This window comes from Paenarthrobacter sp. NPDC089322 (assembly GCF_040684895.1).
In the GTDB taxonomy this organism is placed as follows: domain Bacteria; phylum Actinomycetota; class Actinomycetes; order Actinomycetales; family Micrococcaceae; genus Arthrobacter.
The window spans coordinates 351,858-369,831 of the sequence record NZ_JBFBGW010000003.1 but is presented as its reverse complement, the minus strand read 5'-3'; the positions used below and the strand labels follow the sequence as shown (position 1 = coordinate 369,831).

The 17,974-nt window shown below is 63.2% G+C and carries 21 protein-coding genes and 1 pseudogene; 6 read left to right on the top strand and 16 right to left on the bottom strand.

The window, feature by feature from the left end; genetic code table 11:
* The 6 genes and pseudogenes from AB0N65_RS05680 to AB0N65_RS05655 form a co-directional block, all read left to right on the top strand.
* Positions 1 to 450 (top strand): annotated as a pseudogene (locus AB0N65_RS05680) (pyruvate dehydrogenase (acetyl-transferring), homodimeric type); the annotation flags it as partial.
* 160 nt (positions 451 to 610) lie between these two features.
* Positions 611 to 1,855 (top strand): helix-turn-helix domain-containing protein, encoded by a 1,245-nt coding sequence (locus AB0N65_RS05675; RefSeq protein WP_364158826.1) that lies wholly within the window; start codon positions 611 to 613, stop codon positions 1,853 to 1,855.
* 88 nt (positions 1,856 to 1,943) lie between these two features.
* Positions 1,944 to 2,873: an ACP S-malonyltransferase gene (locus AB0N65_RS05670; protein WP_364158824.1), complete on the top strand. Its 930-nt coding sequence runs from the start codon at positions 1,944 to 1,946 to the stop codon at positions 2,871 to 2,873.
* Entirely contained in the window at positions 2,870 to 3,931 is a 1,062-nt protein-coding gene (locus AB0N65_RS05665; RefSeq protein ID WP_364158821.1) for a beta-ketoacyl-ACP synthase III, read from the top strand. Before AB0N65_RS05670 ends, AB0N65_RS05665 begins: the two co-directional genes overlap by 4 nt.
* A gap of 115 nt (positions 3,932 to 4,046) precedes the next feature.
* Positions 4,047 to 4,292, top strand: coding sequence for an acyl carrier protein (locus AB0N65_RS05660; protein ID WP_011692310.1), 246 nt, complete (start codon positions 4,047 to 4,049; stop codon positions 4,290 to 4,292).
* Positions 4,293 to 4,425: 133 nt separating this feature from the next.
* On the top strand, positions 4,426 to 5,661 hold the full coding sequence (locus AB0N65_RS05655) for a beta-ketoacyl-[acyl-carrier-protein] synthase II (RefSeq protein ID WP_364158818.1): 1,236 nt from the start codon (positions 4,426 to 4,428) through the stop codon (positions 5,659 to 5,661).
* 124 nt (positions 5,662 to 5,785) lie between these two features.
* Here the strand turns inward: AB0N65_RS05655 and AB0N65_RS05650 are convergent, their stop codons facing one another.
* From AB0N65_RS05650 to AB0N65_RS05575, 16 genes are all read right to left on the bottom strand, one after another.
* The gene (locus AB0N65_RS05650; RefSeq protein WP_364158815.1) at positions 5,786 to 6,289 is read right to left on the bottom strand and encodes a DUF3145 domain-containing protein; all 504 of its coding nucleotides are present in this window, start codon (positions 6,287 to 6,289) and stop codon (positions 5,786 to 5,788) included.
* 197 nt (positions 6,290 to 6,486) lie between these two features.
* Positions 6,487 to 7,413, bottom strand: a complete 927-nt coding sequence (locus AB0N65_RS05645; protein WP_364158813.1) for a tyrosine recombinase XerC — start codon at positions 7,411 to 7,413, stop codon at positions 6,487 to 6,489.
* A gap of 63 nt (positions 7,414 to 7,476) precedes the next feature.
* The gene (gene dprA / locus AB0N65_RS05640) at positions 7,477 to 8,706 is read right to left on the bottom strand and encodes a DNA-processing protein DprA (protein ID WP_364158810.1); all 1,230 of its coding nucleotides are present in this window, start codon (positions 8,704 to 8,706) and stop codon (positions 7,477 to 7,479) included.
* Positions 8,703 to 10,244 carry a YifB family Mg chelatase-like AAA ATPase gene (locus AB0N65_RS05635; RefSeq protein ID WP_364158808.1) on the bottom strand — a complete coding sequence of 514 codons (1,542 nt, stop codon included), beginning with the start codon at positions 10,242 to 10,244 and terminating at the stop codon, positions 8,703 to 8,705. The genes dprA and AB0N65_RS05635 overlap by 4 nt, the downstream gene beginning before the upstream one ends.
* On the bottom strand, positions 10,244 to 10,609 hold the full coding sequence (locus AB0N65_RS05630; protein WP_364158805.1) for a YraN family protein: 366 nt from the start codon (positions 10,607 to 10,609) through the stop codon (positions 10,244 to 10,246). The genes AB0N65_RS05635 and AB0N65_RS05630 overlap by 1 nt, the downstream gene beginning before the upstream one ends.
* A 143-nt stretch (positions 10,610 to 10,752) precedes the next feature.
* Positions 10,753 to 11,088: a DUF2469 domain-containing protein gene (locus AB0N65_RS05625; protein ID WP_364158802.1), complete on the bottom strand. Its 336-nt coding sequence runs from the start codon at positions 11,086 to 11,088 to the stop codon at positions 10,753 to 10,755.
* A gap of 57 nt (positions 11,089 to 11,145) precedes the next feature.
* Positions 11,146 to 11,925 carry a ribonuclease HII gene (locus AB0N65_RS05620; protein ID WP_364158799.1) on the bottom strand — a complete coding sequence of 260 codons (780 nt, stop codon included), beginning with the start codon at positions 11,923 to 11,925 and terminating at the stop codon, positions 11,146 to 11,148.
* The gene (gene lepB, locus AB0N65_RS05615) at positions 11,925 to 12,746 is read right to left on the bottom strand and encodes a signal peptidase I (RefSeq protein ID WP_364158797.1); all 822 of its coding nucleotides are present in this window, start codon (positions 12,744 to 12,746) and stop codon (positions 11,925 to 11,927) included. The genes AB0N65_RS05620 and lepB (AB0N65_RS05615) overlap by 1 nt, the downstream gene beginning before the upstream one ends.
* On the bottom strand, positions 12,747 to 13,421 hold the full coding sequence (gene lepB, locus AB0N65_RS05610) for a signal peptidase I (RefSeq protein WP_364158795.1): 675 nt from the start codon (positions 13,419 to 13,421) through the stop codon (positions 12,747 to 12,749). It abuts the gene before it with no gap.
* Positions 13,422 to 13,502: 81 nt separating this feature from the next.
* Positions 13,503 to 13,856 (bottom strand): 50S ribosomal protein L19, encoded by a 354-nt coding sequence (gene rplS / locus AB0N65_RS05605; RefSeq protein ID WP_364158793.1) that lies wholly within the window; start codon positions 13,854 to 13,856, stop codon positions 13,503 to 13,505.
* Between the two features lie 267 nt (positions 13,857 to 14,123).
* On the bottom strand, positions 14,124 to 14,924 hold the full coding sequence (trmD, locus tag AB0N65_RS05600; protein WP_364158792.1) for a tRNA (guanosine(37)-N1)-methyltransferase TrmD: 801 nt from the start codon (positions 14,922 to 14,924) through the stop codon (positions 14,124 to 14,126).
* Positions 14,925 to 15,482 (bottom strand): ribosome maturation factor RimM, encoded by a 558-nt coding sequence (gene rimM / locus AB0N65_RS05595; protein ID WP_364158789.1) that lies wholly within the window; start codon positions 15,480 to 15,482, stop codon positions 14,925 to 14,927.
* Between the two features lie 129 nt (positions 15,483 to 15,611).
* Positions 15,612 to 15,854, bottom strand: a complete 243-nt coding sequence (locus AB0N65_RS05590) for an RNA-binding protein (protein WP_364158787.1) — start codon at positions 15,852 to 15,854, stop codon at positions 15,612 to 15,614.
* Between the two features lies 1 nt (position 15,855).
* Positions 15,856 to 16,275 carry a 30S ribosomal protein S16 gene (gene rpsP / locus AB0N65_RS05585; RefSeq protein ID WP_017199647.1) on the bottom strand — a complete coding sequence of 140 codons (420 nt, stop codon included), beginning with the start codon at positions 16,273 to 16,275 and terminating at the stop codon, positions 15,856 to 15,858.
* A gap of 232 nt (positions 16,276 to 16,507) precedes the next feature.
* Positions 16,508 to 16,945 (bottom strand): hypothetical protein, encoded by a 438-nt coding sequence (locus tag AB0N65_RS05580; protein ID WP_364158784.1) that lies wholly within the window; start codon positions 16,943 to 16,945, stop codon positions 16,508 to 16,510.
* 95 nt (positions 16,946 to 17,040) lie between these two features.
* Positions 17,041 to 17,913 (bottom strand): VOC family protein, encoded by an 873-nt coding sequence (locus tag AB0N65_RS05575; RefSeq protein ID WP_364158782.1) that lies wholly within the window; start codon positions 17,911 to 17,913, stop codon positions 17,041 to 17,043.
* Between the last annotated feature and the right edge of the window lie 61 nt (positions 17,914 to 17,974).

The window sequence follows — 17,974 nt, the reverse complement described above, 5'->3', positions numbered from 1 at the left end:
ATCCTCAACCAGGACTGGGGCGTCGCCGCCGACGTATGGTCCGTGACCTCCTGGAACGAACTACGCCGCGACGGCCTCGAAGCCGACGACCACGCGTTCCTGAACCCCGGCCAACCCGCCCGCACCCCCTTCATCACCCAACAACTCGCCGGCCACACCGGACCCGTCATCGCCGTGTCCGACTACATGAAGGCCGTCCCCGACCAAATCCGCCAATACATCCCCAACGACTTCGCCTCCCTCGGAGCAGACGGCTTCGGCTTCTCCGACACCCGCCAAGCCGCCCGCCGCTACTTCAAAAACGACACCCACTCCATCGTCGCCAAAACCCTCCAACTCCTCGCCGCCAAGGGAGAAGTTGAAGAAGGTGCGCTGGAGAAGGCCATCGATAAGTACCGGCTCCTGGATGTCAACGCCGGCACCACCGGCGGAGCAGGCGGCGACGCCTAACAAAGCACGAACCAAAGCGGCGGCTTTCACTTCAGGGTGAGGGCCGCCGTCGCGGTTTAACGATGCCTCCACGAGACCCTGGGTGACGTGACCGGGGACAACGTGAGTTGTAGCCTTCGCACAAATGGAGCTTGCCGAAGATGCACCGTATGCTCGTTCCATGGCAGAGCCGACAAAGACCACCACCAAGCGCAAAACAGCAGCCCCGGCATTGTCACCGGAGAAGGCAGAGACCCTCCGGCAGCTCCGCGCGAACGTGGGGCAATTGTCCACGAGCACCATGCGGCAGCTCGAAAAATCGCTGCCTTGGTACAGCCGCCTGAGCTCGGATGAGCGGTCTGCGCTGGGACTGGTGGCCCAGAACGGCATTGCAGCCTTCGTGACATGGTACGAGCGACCCAGTTCGCCGTCGTGGATCCTTACGGATGTCTTCGGCAACGCCCCCACGGAACTGACACGCTCGATCAGCCTGCAAAAAGCGCTCCAGCTGATCCGGATCGTTGTTGAAGTGGTGGAGGACCAGGTCCCCGTCATAGCCCCGGAATCGGACCAGCCCTCCCTGCGGGAAGCCGTACTCCGTTACTCCCGGGAGGTCGCGTTCGCCGCCGCAGACGTCTACGCGCGCGCCGCGGAGTCGCGCGGCTCGTGGGATACGCGCCTGGAAGCCCTGATTGTGGACGCGATCCTGCGCGGCGAGAATACAGACGCACTGCGGTCCCGAATCGCGGCCCTCGGTTGGAAAGCCCAGGAACGTTTCACGGTCATGGTGGGCAATTCGCCGTCGGAACCCAGCGCCAGCTACGTCAGCGAGCTGCGCCGCACCGCCGGGCGGTTCGCCGAAGACGCGCTGGTAGGCATCCAGGGTGACCGCCTCATCCTTATCCTCGGTGGCGTCCAGGACCGCGACACGGCGTACGTGAAATTGAGCGAGCTCTTCGCCCCCGGCGCAGTTGTCTACGGCCCGGAAGCCGGTTCCTTGTTGGAGGCGAGCAGTTCCGCGCAGGCAGCCTTTGCGGGCCTCACCGCCGCCAGGGCCTGGCCGTCCGCTCCGCGGCCCGTCGCCGCTGACGACCTGCTGCCGGAACGGGTTGTTTCAGGCGATGACGCCGCCCGCCGATCACTGATCAAGAACATCTACCGCCCACTGTTGGCGGCATCGAACGGCCTCGTGGAAACCCTGGGCACGTACCTCGAATTAGGACATTCGCTGGAAGCCACGGCCCGGGAATTGTTCGTCCATGCCAACACGGTGCGCTACCGTTTGAAGCGTGTTTGCGATGTAACGGGCTGGGATCCGCTCCTTCCCAGGGAAGCATTCGTACTTCAAACAGCCTTGATTGTGGGCAGGCTTTCTGCCCAACCGAAGGCCGCTCCCGAGCGTCATGCATCGCGATCACAGAACTGAACCGTTGTAGACTTCCTACAAACTGACCCAGTGAGCTTGGTGCACGAAAACACCAGTGGATCACGTGGCAATTTGGAAAGCTGGATACGTGCTTGCAATCGTCTGCCCTGGACAGGGCTCCCAGACCCCTGGATTCTTAGCCCCGTGGCTGGAACTCCCCTCCGTCGAAGGCCAATTGGCCACCCTGAGCGAGATCGCAGGCATCGACCTCAAGGCTCACGGAACCACCTCCGATGAAGAAACCATCAAGGACACCGCCGTAGCCCAGCCGCTGATCGTTGCGGCCGGCCTCGTGGCAGCAAAATCGTTGTTCGACGTAGAACTGAACACCCTCCCCGTCGTCCTCGCAGGGCACTCCGTCGGTGAGATCACTGCCTCCGCCCTGGCCGGCGTCCTCACGGACAAGGAAGCAATGACCTTCGTCCGCGAACGCGCCAACAACATGGCGGCAGCGGCAGCAGTCACCCCCACCGGCATGAGCGCCGTTGTGGGCGGCGATCCCGCGGAAGTCCTGGCGGCCATCGAGGCCTCGGGAGCCACGCCCGCCAACGTGAATGGTGCAGGCCAGACCGTAGCCGCCGGAACGTTCGAACAGTTGAAGAACCTGGCGGACAACCCGCCTGCCAAGGCACGCGTCATTCCCCTGAAGGTGGCGGGCGCCTTCCACACATCGCACATGGCACGGGCAGTAAGCGCCCTCGAAGCCCTCAAGCCGACGTTGTCGCCGCAGGACCCCACCGTTCCCCTGCTGTCCAACTACGACGGCAAGGAAGTCACGGAAGGCGCTGCCGCCGTCGACAGCCTGATAGCCCAGGTTTCCCGTCCCGTCCGCTGGGACCGGTGCATGGAAACACTGGTGGAGCGCGGCGTCACCGGCGTCATCGAACTCGCCCCGGCCGGCACATTGGCCGGACTGGCCAAGCGCGGCATGCCGGGGGTCAAGACGGTGGCAGTCAAAACACCCGAAGACCTCTCCGCAGCCCTTGCGCTTTTTGCCGAACTGGAGGGACAGTCATGACCACTCCGGTGCTGAAGCAGGCTCCCGTCAACGAAAACTCGCGGATCATGGGCATTGGGGCCTACCGCCCCGACGTCATTGTCACAAACGACGACGTCTGCCAGTGGATCGATTCCTCCGACGAGTGGATCCGCCAGCGGACCGGCATCGTCACGCGCCACCGGGCTCCTGCGGACGTCAGCGTCATTGACATGGCAGAAGGGGCAGCGCGGGAAGCCCTCCAGCATGCCGGCATCGAACCGTCCCAGCTCGGTGGCGTCATCGTCTCCACTGTGACCCACCCGTACGCTACGCCGTCGGCTGCCGCTGCCCTCACCGAGCGTTTGGGCGCGACGCCGGCACCCGCCTTCGACATTTCGGCCGCCTGTGCCGGTTACTGCTACGGCGTAGCGCAGGCAGATGCGCTGGTTCGGTCCGGCTCTGCGGAATACGTTCTGGTGGTTGGTGCCGAAAAGCTGTCCGATGTCATCGACAACCACGAACGAACCATCTCCTTCCTTTTGGGCGACGGCGCGGGCGCCGTGGTTGTTGGGCCTTCCAGCACTCCGGGCATCGGCCCGTCCGTGTGGGGGTCCGACGGCAGCAAATGGGACGCCATCGGCATGACCCACTCCCTGGAGGACGTCAAGAAGCTGGGCGAGACAGCCCGTCACTCGGATGAAACCGATGACCTGGCCATCCTCTCGGCAACACAGGATGTCTGGCCTACCCTCCGCCAGGACGGTCAGACGGTCTTCCGCTGGGCAGTGTGGGAGATGGCCAAGGTAGCCCAGCAGGCGCTCGACGCAGCCGGAATCGAAGCCACCGACCTCGCGGCTTTCATTCCCCACCAGGCCAACATGCGCATCATCGACGAGATGGTCAAGAAGCTCAAGCTTCCGGAGAGCGTGGTGATCGGCCGCGACATTGCCCAAGCGGGCAACACCTCTGCCGCGTCCATTCCGCTGGCCACGCACCGCCTCCTCCAAGAGAACCCCGGGCTCAGCGGTGGCCTCGCCCTGCAGATCGGCTTTGGCGCCGGCTTGGTCTTTGGCGCCCAGGTCGTGGTTTTGCCGTAGACCTGGACCGGCCCGCAGCGTCCAGCCAACTGAATATGACATTCAAACCCAAGCCGTAACCCGCGGTTTGTCCCCTTTCCGGCAGCAGCCGGCATAACAAGAAAAGGAGCCAACAATGGCTAGCAACGAAGAAATCCTGGCCGGCCTGGCTGAAATCGTCAACGAAGAGACCGGCCTCGCCACCGAAGCCGTAGAGCTGGACAAGTCCTTCACCGAGGACCTGGACATCGACTCCATCTCCATGATGACCATCGTCGTCAACGCCGAAGAGAAGTTCGGCGTGCGCATTCCGGACGAAGAGGTCAAGAACCTTAAGACGGTCGGCGACGCCGTGAGCTTCATCGCCAACGCCCAGGCCTAGGCCTGGCACCCACTGTGCCGGGCCAGGGTGCTTCATCCTGCGCCCGGCACAGCCGCACTACCGCCCAAAGTTTTTCCTGCCGCCCCTGCAATGAACTGCAGCCGGGACGGCTGATCCGACAGAGAGTGATCGCATGGCACGCAAAGTAGTCATAACCGGTCTGGGGGCCACCACTCCCATCGGCGGCGACGTCCCCACAATGTGGCAGAACGCGCTGAAAGGGGTCTCAGGCGCCCGCACGCTCGAAGACGAGTGGGTAGCCAAGTACGACCTCCCCGTCCACTTTGCTGCACGGTGCTCGACGCCCGCACTGGACGTCCTGACCCGCGTTGAAGCCAAGCGCATGGACCCGTCCACCCAGTTCGGCGTCATCGCCGCCCGGGAGGCCTGGGCTGATGCCGGCATCGACGACATCGACCACGATCGACTGGCCGTGGCCTTCGCAACAGGCATCGGCGGCGTTTGGACGCTTCTGGACGCCTGGGACACGCTCAAGGAAAAGGGCCCCCGCAGGGTCCTGCCCATGACCGTCCCCATGCTCATGCCCAACGGCGTTGCCGCCGCCGTGAGCCTTGACCTCGGCGCCCGCGCCGGCGCGCACACACCCGTTTCAGCGTGCGCCTCCGGCACGGAAGCCCTGCACCTTGGCCTGGACCTGATCCGTTCAGGCAAGGCGGACGTCGTCATGTGTGGTGGCGCCGAGGCGGCTATCCACCCGATGCCCTTGGCGGCGTTCTCATCCATGCAGGCACTCTCCCGCCGCAACGACGCACCCGAGCGCGCCTCCCGCCCGTACGACACCGACCGTGACGGCTTTGTCATGGGCGAGGGAGCCGGTGCATTGGTCCTCGAGGCAGAAGAACACGCCATTGCCCGCGGCGCACGAATCTATGCCGAGCTTGCCGGCACCTCGGTCACCGCGGACGCCTACCACATCACGGCACCGGACCCCGAGGGCCTCGGTGCCACCCGAGCACTCAAGGCAGCGATGTTCGACGGCAGGATCCAGGCTGAGGACGTGGTTCACGTCAACGCCCACGCGACGTCAACGCCCGTGGGTGACAAGCCCGAATACACGGCGCTGCGTGCCGCGCTGGGCACGCACGTGGACAACGTGGCCGTCTCTGCCACCAAGTCCCAGATGGGCCATCTCCTTGGTGCTTCCGGCGCTGTAGAGGCAGTGTTGACGGTCCTGGCCGTCCATGAGCGCAAGGCGCCCGTCACCATCAACTTGGAGAACCAGGACCCGGAGATTCCCCTGGACGTCGTAACCTCGGTTCGGGACCTACCGGGCGGAGACATCGTCGCCCTCAGCAATTCCTTCGGTTTCGGTGGCCACAACGCCGTCATCGCCGTTCGCAACGTTTAGGAAGTAACCCCATCCCTGCGTTCAGACGCTGAAACAGAGGAGGGCCCCACCATCCGGTGGGGCCCTCCTCTTGCTATGGGGCTGTCCTTACTGACAGGAATTGCTGCCTGCCGGCCTTCTACTGCTAGCCGACCTGGTGCAGCCAGCGCACGGGTGCGCCCTCGGCTGCATGCCGGAACGGCTCCAGTTCCTCGTCCCAGGCTTCTCCCAAAGCCAACGACAACTCGTGATAGACCGCAGAAGGATCGCCGGCGCCTGATTCGTAGGCGTACCGGATCCGGTCTTCGGTCACCATGATGTTGCCGTGAACGTCAGTGACGGCATGAAAGATACCCAGTTCCGGAGTATGCGACCAACGAGCACCATCGACTCCCTGGCTCGGTTCCTCAGTGACCTCATATCGCAGATGCGCCCAGCCCCTCAGAGCCGACGCCAATTGGGCCCCTGTGCCTGGCTTGCCGGTCCACGACAATTCAGCACGGAACATTCCCGGCGCGGCGGGCTGCGGGGTCCACTCAAGATCGGTCCGCTTGTCCACGACCGATCCAATGGCCCACTCCACGTGCGGGCACAACGCCGTTGGCGCCGAGTGCACGAACAGGACACCGCGGGTTGTTGCAACAGACATTCCATCCTCCATAGCTGTAGGTACGTCTTCCCCAACGACCTCTTGCCGGATGATGCTGCTTGCTGCCGGTTATTCAGTTGATGCATTGATTGTGGCACAGAACGAACCCTCAACCATAAATTGAAGGTTCGGCCGTGGTGCTTTCATTTTGCCGCACCCTTTGCTTTTCCGCCAGTGCAGTGTCGGCGACGTCATCCTCACGCCCTTGGATGCGCTTGCTGGTAGCTCTTCCTGAGCCTGTCCACCGAAACGTGCGTATAAATCTGCGTGGTGGCAAGGCTGCTATGGCCCAGGATTTCCTGAACCGCCCGGAGGTCGGCTCCGCCATCGAGGAGGTGCGTTGCTGCACTGTGCCTGAGTGCATGCGGCCCCGTCGCAGACGTATCGCCCAGGGCATGCAGCAGTTCCTCCACCACGGAGCGGACCTGGCGCGGGTCAATCCGATTACCCCGCACTCCGAGGAACAGGGCCGGCCCGCTCTTGCCCGTGACCACTGCCGGACGCCCCCGGCGAAGCCAATCGTCGACGGCGACTGCTGCCGGAACACCAAAGGGAACCGTCCGTTCCTTGTTGCCTTTGCCCAGCACCCGAAGGGTCCTGCGATCGGGGTCGAGGTCGTCGATGTCAAGGTCCGCAAGTTCACCTACACGGATGCCCGTTGCATAGAGGAGTTCCACGATGGCCCGGTTCCGAACAGCCATGGCTCCGCCATCGGCTGCAGCGTCGTCCAGGCTCGTCACCATCCGGGAAATCTGCTGTTGCTGGAGGACACCCGGCAGAGATTTCTCCCTCTTGGGTGCCTGTAGTCGGATAGCGGGGTCGACGGCGATCAGTTCCTCCCGCATGGCCCACTGCGTAAATGAACGGGCGGTTGCGGCACGGCGGGCAAGAGTGGAGCGGGCCATCCCCGCTTCGCTTTGGGCGCCAAGCCAGCGGCGGAGTGTGCCCAATTGCAATTGCCCGAGTTGACTCACTCCCTCCTGCACAGCGAAAGCGAGGAGACTGCGGACGTCCGCGAGGTATGCACGAACGGTATGCTCCGATCTCGCGCGTTCACCTTCCAGGTAGCGCCGGAAGGCATCGATTGCTTCCTTCAGAGATCCCGGCAATTGTTCTTCGTCCACGCTTTCCACTTTGCCAGTATTCTCCGGTTTCATACCGCAGCAACATGCCCGGCGAGCAGCGCACTAGACCTCCCGGGTCCGCTTCCAGGCGCCACGGTCCGATGCCGCCAGTCCCAGCAAGCCAAGGCGGCCAAGACCGGCCCTGACCGCATTGGGACTCAAGCCTGCAACAACAGCCAACTTCTCAACCGAACTCGTGGATCTGAGGGGTAGCGCGTCCAGCAGGATCAGGTCTTCCAGGGAGAGGCCGTCGTGAATGGAGGCCGTCGAGTCCTTGGCTTCCGCCATGGCATCCCCGTTCCGGCCCGCCAACTCCGCAACCTCGCCAACGTCCGTCACGCAAACCGCTCCACCGTCCCGGAGCAGCCTGTGGCAACCCGCCGAGTTTGCGCTGTGAATGGAGCCCGGCACCGTTGCGACTACCCTGCCGATTGATTCTGCATGGTGGGCGGTGTTGAGGGCACCGGAGCGCCACCGCGCTTCCACCACGACCGTGACGGATGCCAAAGCTGCGATGATGCGGTTGCGCTGCAGGAAGCGATACCTCGTGGGAGCAGATCCTGGCGGCACCTCGGAAATCACCGCGCCTTGATTCACTACGGCCCGGAGAAGGTCTTCATTTCCGGACGGATAGAAGCGATCCACTCCCCCGGCCATGACGGCAATGGTGGGTATGGAGGCCGCACCACCGCTCAATGCCCCGCGGTGGGCATGGGCGTCGATACCGTAGGCGCCCCCGGAGACGACGGTGTAACCCCGCTGCGCGAGTCCGTAGGCAAAGTCCCCCGTGACCGATGCGCCGTAGCTTGTGCTGTCCCTGGAACCCACCAAGGCCACTGTCTGCCACACTGCCGGCAGTGGCTGCTCGTGTCCCCGCCACCACAAGCACAGTGGTTCCTGGAGGCCGAGGTCCGTCAATTGCTCCGGCCACAGGTCATCACCCGGGATGATGAGCCTACCGCCCAGCCTCTTCACGGTCTCGATGTCGCGGTCCGGCGCAAGGTCCGGAATGCGTGGCGCCCAGCGGCGCTGACTAGCTGCAAGCCCCTGCCAGGACGCCGGAGCCCCGGACTCCGCGAGAAGGCCGGAAATTTCCTGCTCAAGTTGGGGGCCACTCTTGAGTTCCCCCGTTGCCACACCAAGTGCGTCGATGGCCCCCACGGCGTGGACCAATGCCAGTCCCACGGCGTCCTGCGGCTCCATCAGGCGGGCCAGGGCGGCCCGTGCAATTCGTTCTTTGTCCTGCGTCCCCAAGGTGCCCACTGCTGCGTTTTCCTCCGTAATGTCTTTCATGCTGCCGCCGTTGCCTGCCGAAGGCCCAGTGCCTGTCCGATGTGATCTGCCGTGGGAACCTCGGAGTGCTCCAGGTCAGCAAGCGTCCATGCCAACCGGAGGACACGGTCGTAGCCGCGGGCGGTGAGGATCCCCCGTTCCAACGCGGTATCCAGGATCCTGGTGGTGCCGGGAGACAGCCTCAGTTCGCCTCGAAGTACACGGCCCGGTATCTGGGAATTCGTCTCCAATCCAAAAGGACCCAGCCGCTCGGCTTGCCCCTGCCTCGCCGCCTGCACCCTCCCGGCAACGGTGACCGTGTCCTCCTCTTGCCCGGCCTGGCCAAAGTCTGCGAGCGACACGCGCTGCACCTGGAGCTGGATGTCTACCCGATCCAACAGCGGACCTGAAATGCGGCCAAAGTAGCGTCGACGCATCAACGGCGTGCACGTACAGTCCATGGCTTTCCCCGAGGCCTTGCCGCAAGGGCACGGGTTGGCCGCCAGGACCAACTGAAACCGTGCGGGGTAGGCGGCGGTTCCGGCAGAACGATGGATGACAAGCTCTCCGCTTTCCAGTGGTTGCCGAAGCGCATCCAGCACACGGCGCTCATACTCGGGAGCCTCATCGAGGAACAGGACACCCCGGTGTGCCCGGGAAGCCGCACCAGGGCGCGGAAGCCCTGAGCCGCCACCGATAATGGCCGCTGACGTGGCACTGTGATGGGGATTTTCAAAAGGTGGCCTGCGGATCAGACGCACAGCGCCTGATCGGACAGCAGCCAGGGAATGAATGGCCGTGACTTCCATGGCAGCCTTGTTCTGCAGGTCAGGGAGCAAGCCGGGCAGCCGCTCAGCCAGCATCGTCTTGCCGGCACCCGGGGGACCGGTCAGCAGCATGTGATGACCACCTGCCGCAGCCACCTCCAAGGCACGGCGGGCATCGGACTGCCCGGAAACATCGCCGAGGTCCGGGACCGGGGCACAGGCGTCATCGTCGTCCTCCGCTTGCTCGCCGCCGGGTGGATCGTAGTCGAGCGCAAGCTCGGTCGGATCTGCCCCGAAGTCAAAGGCGAGCCTGGCAAGGGTCTTGTATCCGCGGACGTTGGCACCGGGAACGAGAGCAGCCTCAGCAGCATTTGCCTCGGCGACAACGATGTCCGGATAGCCGGCTTGGACTGCGGCCATGACCGCCGGAAGGATGCCGCGAATAGGCCGCAGCCTCCCGTCCAAACCGAGTTCGGCAATGAATACGGTCCCGCTGATTGAGCGGATATCGTCCGCGGCACGCAGGACAGCCATGGTGATTGCCAGATCAAACCCCGATCCACGCTTGGGCAAGGACGCCGGAATCAGGTTGGCCGTAATCTTCCGCCGGCTCAAGGGGATCCCGGAATTCCGTGCTGCGGAGCGTATGCGTTCCTTGGCCTCATTGAGGGCGGCGTCGGGCAACCCCAGAATCACGAAGGCCGGGAGTGTTTGGCCGATGTCGGCTTCGACCTCGACGATGTAGCCGTTGAGGCCAACGAGTGCTACACAGTAGCTGCGCCCCACCCCCATCAGCCCACACCCCGCAAATGTTCGAGCTGGGGGTCCCCGACGCCGTTGTGGATCACGGAAACCACATCTACCCGGCGTCGTGAGGCATTCAACTCGTGCTCCCGGCACCAGGCCGCAGCCAGCCGATGCAGCCGGGCCAGTTTCGCCGGACCCACCGCTTCAAAGGGATGGCCGTAATCCAAGCTGCTGCGCGTCTTGACTTCGGCAACAACCATGGTGTCGCCCTCCAGGGCGACGATGTCGATTTCACCCTCCGCGCACCGCCAGTTGCGATCTACGATGCGCATCCCCTGGTCTTCCAGGAACACCGCCGCCAGTTCCTCGCCGTCGCGGCCAAGAATATCTTTTGCCCTCATGAGCACCACCTCCGCTAACCAGCTTTCACGCTGGCAACGGCCCACGGCAGGGCGTTATGCGGCTATGTGGGTAAACCCCGTCAGATCACTGCTGTGGAGGAAGAGTGACCGGCTATGCCGGAAGCATACCGGGAGCTTTTTTGCACCGGCCGCTAATTACCGAGGTTGCCCAGGTCCCCGTCTTTTGGCAGGGCAAGGTCCTCGTTGCGTGGCAACTCTTCGACGTTGACGTCCTTGAACGTGATCACCCGAACGTTCTTGACGAATCGGGCGGAGCGGTAGACGTCCCACACCCAGGCGTCCTGGAGCGTCAGGTCAAAATAGACTTCGCCGTCGGCACTGCGTGCCTGGAGATCAACATGGTTGGCCAGATAGAAGCGCCGCTCGGTTTCGACAACGTAGCTGAACAAACCGACGACGTCGCGGTACTCACGGTAGAGCTGCAGCTCCATGTCGGTTTCATAGTTCTCAAGGTCCTCGGCGCTCATAGTTCCATCTTGCACCATCGGCCGGACACAACGCGCCACAATGACGGCCGGTGCAGGCTACATCAGGTGCCAGCTGGTCCGATGGTAGGCGCTGGGACCCTGCAGCCTGAGGACCTCCCGGTGCGCTGCCGTGGCATACCCCTTATTTTCATTCCACCCGTACGCAGGCGCTTCGGAGTGCAGCTCAACCATGATCCGGTCGCGGGCTACCTTCGCCAGTACACTGGCGGCAGCCACGCTCAGGCAGCTCATGTCAGCCTTGACGCGGGTGTGAACGGGAGCCTCGCAGGCCGGCCCCACGGGCGCTGTATCGAACAGGGAGCCTTGAATATCCGGGGAGAGCCAGTTGTGGCTGCCGTCCAGCAGCACAAGATCCGGTATTGTGCCGCCTGCCAAAACTTCAAGCCATGCCCGGGTGCCGGCAAGTCGCAGGGCGGCAATGATGCCGATCTCGTCGATTTCCTGCGCCGTTGCATGGCCCACGGCACAGGCTACGGCCCAGTCACGCACCAAGGGCTCCAGCCGGTCGCGGTCTTCAGGCTTCAGAAGCTTGCTGTCGCGTACATCCGCGAGGAGATCGTGGTCCTCCAGGTTGACCACAGCGATTCCGACACTGACCGGCCCCGCCAACGCACCCCTTCCAACCTCATCCACCCCTGCCAGGAGCCTCACGCCGGGGGCGAGGAAGGAGCGCTCCACATCCAGGGTGGGAAAGACCGGCACGGCCTTGCCCGGCTTGGGCTTGGCCGACTTGGCTTTGACCGGCTTGGTCTTGGCCGACGTGGGCTTGGGCGTGGCGGCAGTCTTGGCTTTGCTTCCGGTGGTGGCCTGTGCCATTACTGCCCCTGGGCGCCTTCGGGGACGTTCTTGAAGACGTCCTGGTAGTTATCCAGGACCGTCCATCGGTTGATGGGCCAGGCAATGACAGTCGCTTTGCCTTCGACGTCCTCAATATTGACGAAGCCGCCGTTGACTTCCTGGTGCGCCCTTGAGTCCTCCGAATGGTTCCGGTTGTCTCCCATAACCCACACCTTGCCCTCCGGGACAATGACGTCAAACGTCTTGGGCTGGGGCACCTCTGCGGGATTGACGTACGTCTCGTCGAGCGGGACCCCGTTGATAGTGATCCGGCCAGTCGCATCGCAGCAGGCAACCCTGTCGCCGGGCAGGCCAATGACACGCTTCACAAGATGTTGGTCATTGTCATCGGCCGCAAGGCCAACAAATTCGAGGGTGTCCCCTACCCAGTCGAGCGGACCGGCAGGTTTTTGGGCCACGGGAGGAAGCCAGCCCTGCGCATCTTTGAACACAACTACGTCCCCGCGTTCCACATCGAACGGACCTGGTACCAGCAGGTTGATGAAGATGCGGTCATTGACATCCAGCGTGCTCTCCATGGATTCCGAAGGGATCCAGAAAGCCCGGAACAGGAAAGTCTTGAGGAGGAAGGACAAAACCAGGGCAATCGCCACGACGGTGGCGATCTCCTTGAGCCACACCAAGGCGATGTTCTGCCGTGGCTTGCCGCCATCGCCGGCAGCTCCGCCGTCGTCATCAGACGTGCCGGGACCAGCTACGCCGGCGGCGTTTCCCGTCCCGTCCAAGACCCGGGCGTCGTCGTCGTGGCGCTCGGGATTCTCGGGAACTCTGTCCGGCATTTAGTGTCCGTTCTCTGATGGTTCGGCCTGCGTGGAACGAGGCATCTCTGCAAATCTATCAAGTGGCCAGATGATCTGGACCGGTCGGCCGATAACGCGTTCGACAGGAACCATTCCCCCGCCCGGCGCCCCAAGCAATCCCCGTGAGTCGGCCGAGCGGGAACGGTGGTCACCCATCAGCCACAGCCGTCCGGCAGGCACGACGACGTCGAACTTCTGCTCGCTGGGTTCGTCACCCGGATAGACATAGGGTTCCGCAAGTACCTGTCCGTTAACTGTGAGGTGGCCCGACGGATCGCAGCACTGCACGTGGTCACCGCCCACACCGATGACGCGCTTGACGTACGTTGTGTCGCTGCCGGTGAGTCCCACCCACTGGCTTGCGGCGGCTACCGCATCAACCAGCGGACCTTTCCCGCTGTTGAGGGGTGCAAAGGTGCCGCGGCCGTCGAAGACTACGACGTCGCCCCTTCGGATGGAGTCGGCCTGGAATGCCGTCCTTGAAACGAGGATCCGGTCTCCGGTGCCAAGCAGTGGTTCCATGGACTCAGATGGTATGTAGTAGACGTCGAGCCACAGGGATCGGACCAGGCCGCTGATCGCGACGGCCAGTACCAAGGCCAGCAAAACAAAACGCCAGCCCTGTTTGCGGGGCTGGCGTTCTGTTGTGTCCATGACTCATATCCCTGGTGCGTTGCGGATTGCTCCGGAACCAACCGGGCACGGATCCTGGACCCGTTGCATAAGTCCGGGGACTTACTTGGCGAAGTCGCGCTTTTCCTTGATCTTCGCAGCCTTACCGCGCAGTGCGCGCATGTAGTAAAGCTTGGCGCGGCGGACGTCACCCTTGGTGACGACCTCGATCTTTTCGATGATCGGGGAGTGCACCGGGAAGGTACGCTCTACGCCGACACCGAAGGAAACCTTGCGTACGGTGAAGGTCTCGCGGACACCGTCGCCCTGGCGGCCCAGGACGAAGCCCTGGAATACCTGGACACGGGTGTTCTTGCCTTCGATGATGTTGACGTGAACCTTGAGGGTGTCACCCGCACGGAACTCAGGAACATCGCTGCGCAGCGAAGCTGCATCTACGCTATCGAGGATATGCATTAATCCACTCCTGGTGAACGCCACAGGTCATCCACTTTGGGTCACGGCGGACAAGCCGGCAGGCCGCAAGGGCCAATCGGAAATCTCCGCCGAAGATTCTTTGTGACCGGCCTAGCCGTGATTGGCGTGGCCGGAGTGTCAGGCTGTTGGCGTAGCTCCCCCTGTGGCAGGTGCCGGCCCAGCAGACACAAGGGTTAATTCTGCCATAAGCGGGACCGTCGGGCCAATTGCCGTACCCGGCATCAAGCGCACGACGGCGGCGGGCAGCTACTCGTGGACGTCGCCGCCGGGACGCGCACGCAGGCGGCCGTCAACGACGTCGTAACCCAGCTCCGCGAGGGCGTTCCGGTCAGCGCGGCTCAGTCCCGTCGCGTCAAACTCCGCGAGCAGGTCAGGACGGCGATCCGCCGTACGGCGGAACTGCTCGTGACGCCGCCACTGGGCAATCTTCCCGTGGTTGCCACTCAAAAGGATGGCGGGGACGTCATGGTCGCGCCAAGACGAAGGCTTGGTGTAGACAGGGTACTCGAGCAGACCGTCGGAGTGTGATTCTTCAACCAAAGATTCCGGGTTGCCTACGACACCCGGCAAGAGGCGTCCGATAGCCTCGACCATGGCAAGGACGGCAACTTCGCCCCCGTTGAGCACGTAGTCGCCCAAGCTGACTGGACGGACGGTGAAGTGCTCGTGCGCCCATTCAATCACCCGTTCGTCAATGCCCTCGTACCGGCCGCAGGCAAAGACGAGCTGCTCTTCCTCGGCCAGTTCATAAGCGAGGGCCTGGGTGAACCGCTCCCCCGCCGGGGAAGGGACGATGAGGACCGGACGGGCTCCTTCACGCTTCGCCACCACGGATTCCAGCGCCTGCGCCCAGGGCTCGGGTTTCATCACCATGCCGGCGCCGCCACCGTAGGGAGTGTCGTCCACGGTGCGGTGCTTGTCCGAAGTAAAGGCGCGGAGGTCGTGAACGTTCAGCTCCAGCAACCCGTCTTGCCGGGCCTTGCCTATGAGCGAAAGATCCAACGGCGCGAGGTACTCCGGGAAGATGCTGACGACGTCGATCCTCATTCAGGCATCTTCCCGCGTGTTGTCGGCCTGGTCTGCGGCCTGAGCGGTGTCGTCGTTGATTTCGAAGAGGCCGGCAGGCGGGGTGACGAGGATGTAGCCTGCGTCGATATTTACTTCGGGGACGATCTCATCAACAAAGGGAATGAGGATCTCTTTGCCGTCGAAAGCTTCGACCACCAGCAGGTCCTGTGCTGGCATCGTGTTCAGGGCCGTTACCTTGCCCACCACCTTCGTTCCTACGCGGGCCTCCAGGCCGACAAGCTCGTGCTCGTACCAGCCTTCGTCTTCAGCTTCGTCCAAATCATCCGTTTCGATGAAGAGCTTGGCACCACGGATGAGTTCTGCGGCGTTGCGGTCTGCTACTTCCTCAAAGCCCAACAACAGGATGTCCTTGTTCCACCGGGCGCTCCGTATGGTCAAGGGACCAGCCGAAGACGGCTCAACCAGGAATTCGGTTCCGGCAACGAACCGTTCTGAAGGGGCATCGGTGAGTACCTGCACCGTAACCTCGCCGCGGATGCCGTGGGGTTTGCCGATCCGGGCCACCTGGAGCTGCATGGGTTCCTCTGAATTCTGTTGGGACCGCCAACCGTCGGCGGCCTTGGACACGTAATGGTGGATAAAGCAATCCGGCCCCTCCACCATATTCGGTGAAGGGGCCGGATCTAAGACAAGTATTGCTGTGCGCTACCGGCGGCGGTCGGTGTCGACGACGTCGACCCTGACCTGATCGCCACCGGCCAAAGCTGCAACAACCGTGCGCAGTGCGCGCGCAGTGCGGCCTTGGCGACCGATCACCCGTCCGAGGTCTTCCTGGTGAACGCGCACCTCAAGGGATTCCCCGCGGCGGTTGTTCCTGGCACTGACCTTGACATCCTCAGGGCTGTCAACGATCCCGCGGACCAAGTGCTCGAGCGCTTCTGCCAGCAACTTACTCAGCCTCGGTGGTCTCTGCTTCAGCCTCGGCCGGAGCTTCGGCTTCGTCCTTCTTGGCCTTCTTGGTGATGGCTTCCGGGATGATGACAGAACCCTTTTCCGGGGCTACGAAAGCTTCCTTCGGAGCCTTGGTCTTCAGGGTGCCTTCCTGGCCCGGCAGGCCCTTGAACTTCTGCCAGTCGCCGGTGATCTTGAGGATCGCGGCAACCTGCTCAGTCGGCTGGGCACCAACGGAAAGCCAGTACTGGGCACGCTCGGAAGCGACCTCGATGTACGAAGGCTCTTCGGTGGGGTGGTACTTGCCGATTTCTTCAATGGCACGGCCATCGCGCTTGGCGCGGGCATCCATGACGACAATGCGGTAGTACGGTGCGCGCATCTTACCGAAGCGCTTAAGGCGAATCTTTACGGCCACTTTTGTGGTCACTCCTGTTTCTGAAACGGGGTTGAACCCGACGTTCTGCACCCGTGGGGCGGGCCATACTTGGGGGTTCGAAGGACAAGATGCGAGCACGGAGAGAGGGGCCGTACCGATCGAGTACCTGTCCATTGTGCCAGATGCCGGGAGCAATTACGACTTGGGCCACCCGGCAGCGTGTTGTCACCCACGCGGCTTTCCCCGCTCCCGCCAACTCCATGCATCCGGGTCAGACGGACCAGACGTAGAGCCCTGCGCGCTCCGCCTTCTCCACATCGGTGGCCAAAGCCGCCAGCTGCTGGACATACTGGCGGGACTCTGCGGCGCCGAATGGCATGTCATCCTGCGCGGCCCAGGCGGCAGCGACGTCGTCGAGAACATTTCCGTCACCTTCACTTTCGTAGGTGAGCAGTTCCGCGAGTGCCCTGACCATGGCTTCCGGAACGCCAAGGAGGGCATCGCTTGTGACATCCACCAAAGCCAACTCGTAGTCGGCGCCGGCCGCATGGACGGCTTGGCCGGCGAGGTCCCCGAGCTGTTCAACCTCAAAGTCGGTGATGCCGTCGATCCTCACAGCGGGGCCCGCAACATCGGCGCCCCGGTCAAGGGCTGCTGCCCGCTTCAGTGCTTCGTCGTGGGTGGCTACAAAGATTTCGGCAAAGCCCATGGAAAGTACCCTCATTCCTTCGTGCTGACGGGGCGGCGGCACGAGGCAAACCCTGCGCCACCACTGCCCAGCCTACTGGAGCCGGCGGTCCCGGCTTAGCGCACGGCTACCCGCAGGCTGTTGCGCCACGGATCCTCGAACCGCAGTTCGAGGCCCGTGTGGTGGTTCTGCACCCCGGCCACCTTGAGGCGGTCCGCCAGGGCAGACACATCCTCGGCCGACGGAACCTCGATCAGAACTTCACCCAGGCCCAGTGTGTCGCGACGAGGGCCGGCGCCGCGGCTGTTCCAGACGTTCATGGCCATGTGGTGATGGTAACCACCGGCTGACACAAACAACGCCTGACCATGCCATCCTGCGGTTTTCTCGAATCCGAGGGTGTCGACATAGAACTTGTGTGCGGTGGAGACATCACCCACTTGGAGGTGTATGTGCCCTACGCCGGCGGGGGCGTCGTGCTGGCGGGAGACCGCTGCTTCGCTCAGGTACTGCTCAAGGTATCGCTGCGGGGGCAAGGCAACATTGTCCATGACAACGTTCTTGCCGTCCCACTGCCAGACCTCGCGCGGCTTGTCGTAGTACAGCTCGATTCCGTTGCCTTCGGGATCGGTGAAGTAGAAGGCTTCGCTGACCAGGTGGTCCGCGCTGCCAACGAACGCCCGGGGCTCATAATGCGCGGCAGTGGCGATCGTGGCCGCCAAGGAAGGCTGGTCCTCGAACAGAATTGCGGTATGGAAGAGTCCCGCTTCTCCCCTGCCGGGTATCTGGAGACCTGCGGCAGGAGCCAGGTGGACCACGGGCTTTCCACGGCGTCCCAAGTACAGGCCGCCGTCCTGCTCGGCAATGATTTCCAGCCCCAAGGCACGCTGGTAATAATCGCTCATGAGCTTCATGTCCCCCACCTTGAGCATGACGGTGCCCATGGTGAGTTCGGCAGGAAGGAGGTCTTGGTTGCGTTGGGTGGTCATGGTGGTGCTCCCTCAATGAAGTGGCCGCTTATCAGCGCTGCTACACCATTAAATTACTTGA